Consider the following 4275-nt stretch of genomic DNA (forward strand, 5'->3'; position numbering starts at 1 on the left):
CATACAATTACTCTTATGTTTGGTAATTAAAAACGATAAGTCTGACTCTTGTTTATCGAGTTCATCTTGAGAAACCAGTAAAGATAAGCTTACATATGTCTTTAACCATAGGTTTGATGGCATATAATGCCCTAAATGATGTTCGTTTACCAGTACGTCTTTTTCTATTAATGAGTCGATAAATGTCATAAACGCAGATAGGTTGTAAGCCTGCTCTAATGGATTAATGTCCGTTAGAGCGTTTATATTTTTTTTAGAGGTTATGGCTTCAATGGTTGATCCATCAGCAATAGGTTCAAGATTTTGTCTTTCTATGCTTTGCATTTTAGGTTTGTCAACGGGGGCTATAGTCGACGTGCCATTTAGTAATAAGTGCTTTATATTTTGTAGGTTTTTTGCGTAGTGCTGGCGAATATCTCTTTCAAGAGGAGTCGCCTGCAAAGAATCGGAGTCAGCATCTGTAGTATTGTCTAGCAAATTGAGAGTATCGTTAGGGACCTTAGTCAGTAAGATAGAGCAGTTATTTTCTAAATTAAGAGCTTCTTGAGCAGCTTTATTAGAAAAGAATAACAAGGTTCCTGCTTCAGTTGGTATCGTATTATCGAGCGCAGTTTCATATAGTGACGACTCTACCCAAGCCTCATTAATTTGAGAGTCTACTGTGATAAGCATACAAGCTACAGGAGTAGTGGCTTTGGCAAGCGTTATAAGATGCTCATCGATAAAGTCAAGCGGCTGATAGGAGTCATCATCAGCAAGTACAATGCTGACCTCGAATGACGAATCTGCTATCCCATAATCAGCCAGTTGTTGTTTGATAAAACGTATCAGAAAATCAGCATCAGCAAGGTTTGGTATACACAAATAAATAGATAATTTTGGCAGAGCTTGGGGAGGCAAGTCCTTACGTGATTCTTCATCGTCCATATCACTACTGTGATTACTGCTATTAGCGCCCAAAAGGTAATGCGGCTGCCAATCAGGATGGATATGAATGGCTGAATTTGGCTCGTCTTTATCTTGTTCAAGATAAGAGAAATGTTGAGCGAGTAGGGAGAGTAATTCATCACTCAGTCGTAGCTGCTCATCAATTAAAGCGCACAAACGCAAGGTCAGAGTATCTGTAGATTGCGCCCGATCTTCCTCATCGTCGTCGTTATATGTTTCGTCATAAATCTCATAATTGTCTGCTTCGATTTCAAAATCATCGTTAGCAAAATCATTCTTGTTTTGAGAAAGATATAACGGGTTTTGCTCAGTTATCACTCTCTCTATTGGCTTGATTAGAATCGGTAAACCATCAAAATCAGATAAATCTTCACTCAATACCGTGAGGTCGTTTTTATTATCTATTATCTCAGACCAGCTATTCCCTTCCGGTAAGCTGATGCTAGCTTTGACAAACAATCGGTAGGTTTCTAAAAACGATAGTTCTGCCTTTTCGTTGGTAATAAGCTCGGTTTTATTTTCTTTACTGTCAGACTTATCTCTAAACCATCTTAATGTTAATATGAAACCAAACAAAGATATCGGGATAATGATAAACCAAAGTAATAATCTAAGCGCAGTAAGTTGTACTGCATTATCTTTAAAATACATCCAAGTCAATAGTAAGTAAGCAATAAAAATAAAGGTTAAAGCATATAATGCATAGCTTAATCGTTTCTTAGAATGCACTTCAATACCTCTGATAGAACAAATTTATGACAGGCAGTTTATGGTATTTTCTTTATTATGGCTACTAAATATACCTACTTTAGTTTGTCATGTATTTTAGACTATATTTATCAACCGTTTATTGGTTATTTATTAAATAATATAACTAAGTTCGGTATTTTAAGAAAAAATTTTGTTTTGTCTATATAATAGCGGGCAGTTTTAATGGTAATAAGTAGGCGATAGAAGGATTTAGAAAGGTACTTGCTGCTTACTACGTATCTTGAGAGTCTGACGGAATAACGTATTTAGCCTTATGATTTATTTGATAACCACGATATTTACGCTTACTTCTATTGTAGTGATAGTCATGCTATTTGATCGTCAACTATACGGTCGTTTTTATCAAAAGGCTGGTCATACTTTTCAGTACTTATGGGTATTAAAGGACAAAGTTTTTTTGCTCAAGTCACGAGTAAGGCCAAGTATTAAGCTTACGGCTGAGCCTAGTAACTCGAAGATTAGCCTTGTTACTTTTAAAAACTTGAATGCGCAATCTTTGAATATAAGTGCTATGGCAATACCTGCCTTTAGTTTATTGATTGTCTTAGCAACGACAGTGCTTTGTTATTTTCTAGTGACGCATAATTCTCTTGAGGTTTATCGCACTCAAAGTGATACGCCAAATAACACCAACGCCCAAATCAATCAATTACTAATCGGGGAGCAGTTGCGCCCACCGCCGCCGCCACCAGTAGAATTGTTTGCTGAGCTTGAAGCGGAGATAGCCAGTTATCAAGCTACTCAAATGGAAGCCGGTTATTGGCCTGAAGCCGAGACTGATGCATTATCAATCACAAGACCGCTTATGTTGCCTGAGCCTGACCTCTCTGATTTAAGTGTTCAAGACCATACTACTGGCTACTCAGGCGATATATTGGCCTCACATATCACAAACGGTCATATTAATATCAAAAATGCTGACCGTAATTGGAATAAAATGAATTCTGAATTTGTTCAGCGAATGTTGACTGTATATAAGGTGATGAGTGAGCAATATGGTTATGATATGGTGTTACTAGAAGGATATCGTAGCCCTGGGCGACAAGCAAAGCTATTGAAACAAGGGACGCACGTGACGAAGGCAGGCTCGTATAAAAGCTATCATCAGTTTGGTCTAGCAGGTGACAGTGCTTTTATTAGAAACGGCAAGATTGTCATTAGTGAAAAAGATCCATGGGCGATGCAGGGCTATAAGTTATATGGTAAAGTGGCAAAATCAGCAGGGCTGGTATGGGGTGGTGACTGGCGTATGATGGATTTAGGGCATGTTGAGCTCCGTAAGCCTGGGGTGCTTGGTCGCCCACAAATGGCTGAGATTTTAACCAATCAATAAATAGTTAGTAATGATGATCAAAAATTTATATATGAGCAATTGTATGGAAAAAACTTCAATAAAAGTAATAATGTGTTGTCTGCTAAGTATAGGGTTGGTTGGTTGCGGTAGTGATAGAGTGAGTCAATCAAACCAAACATTAAAATCCAATCAATCAACTTCATTGGTAGACAATTATCAATCTGCTAACCAGCTTTATCAGGAAGGTATAAGTAAGAAAAATGTCGATGTTAATGTAAATACCAATGATAACGCTTATACAGATCTAGAAAAACTGAAAGCCCAACTTGAGCAGCAACAGCAACAACTTAGTGCGATGAATGCGGAACAGCAAGCGCTACAAACTCAGTTAAAACGGCAAACTATTAGCTTACAAATACTTCCAAGCACTGATGCAAATGCGGGTCGTCAAAAGCAAGGCACCGCCAGTATTGCTCATATTGCATTTTTAGAAGATGAAAGTCAGTTTTCAGAACTGGTAGAGATGGCGACTAAAGAGGTAAACATCATTCCTGGGCGTCAAACAGCGCTGAAGCTCAGTGTTCCGCAAGAGGCACGCTTTATTGCGATTAAAGTGGGGCTAAGGTATACCAAGAAGCGCTCACAGCTATTGATTCCTCTAAGTAGTGTCGACTTTGAAAAGCCGTTAACCCTGAATGTAGGCGCATGTGACGTGAATATCAAAGAAGGTATCAACTCAGAACTGGCACCTATTCTTGCTAGTAAACTTAAATATTATCAACAGCCATTGGTTGGTTGCGCGTAGGAGATGGTCTTGAGTAAAAACAGAGTATTATGGGGCGAGGGTTTATTTCTAAGACCTCAGCATTTTCAGATTCAAGACACTTATCATAACTCGCAGCGCGCGCTCAGTATGATGCTCGTGCATCCTTACGCTTATGGTATCGCTGATGTGCAAATAGATAGCCAGCTGCTAGAAAGTCATATCTTAAGCTTCGAAACAATCTATGCCGTTTTACCCGATGGAACGATATATCAAGCGCCGCGTACAGATGCACTGCCTAAAGCGGTGAGGTTGGACAGCCAAGATAACGGCGATGAGGTTTATGTGTTTTTGAGCCTAGAGATTGTGCAGAATAATGGTAGCAATATACAGACAGAGCATAGCGATAATCCCGTCCGTTATATAAGAGAGGGTATCGAAGCCCAAGATTTATATACTCAGGGTGCAGAAGCAATGATTGATATTCTAAAGCTATCAC

At 38.8% G+C, this 4275-nt stretch carries 4 protein-coding genes; 3 read left to right on the forward strand and 1 reads right to left on the reverse strand.

Annotation, left to right across the window (positions count from 1 at the left end):
- Window positions 1–1677, reverse strand: a 1677-nt coding sequence (locus V7D75_RS11970) for a hypothetical protein (RefSeq protein ID WP_333614741.1), incomplete at its 3' end; no start/stop codon positions are given.
- A 538-nt stretch (window positions 1678–2215) separates the two neighbouring features.
- Here V7D75_RS11970 and V7D75_RS11975 point away from each other — a divergent pair.
- The 3 genes from V7D75_RS11975 to tssK form a co-directional block, all read left to right on the forward strand.
- Window positions 2216–3052 carry a M15 family metallopeptidase gene (locus V7D75_RS11975; RefSeq protein ID WP_333614742.1) on the forward strand — a complete coding sequence of 279 codons (837 nt, stop codon included), beginning with the start codon at window positions 2216–2218 and terminating at the stop codon, window positions 3050–3052.
- A gap of 43 nt (window positions 3053–3095) precedes the next feature.
- On the forward strand, window positions 3096–3818 hold the full coding sequence (locus V7D75_RS11980; RefSeq protein WP_333614743.1) for a hypothetical protein: 723 nt from the start codon (window positions 3096–3098) through the stop codon (window positions 3816–3818).
- Window positions 3819–3827: 9 nt separating this feature from the next.
- On the forward strand, window positions 3828–4275 hold a 448-nt coding region (gene tssK, locus V7D75_RS11985; RefSeq protein WP_333614744.1), incomplete at its 3' end, for a type VI secretion system baseplate subunit TssK.

The organism is Psychrobacter sp. (assembly GCF_036731945.1).
Taxonomy (GTDB): domain Bacteria; phylum Pseudomonadota; class Gammaproteobacteria; order Pseudomonadales; family Moraxellaceae; genus Psychrobacter.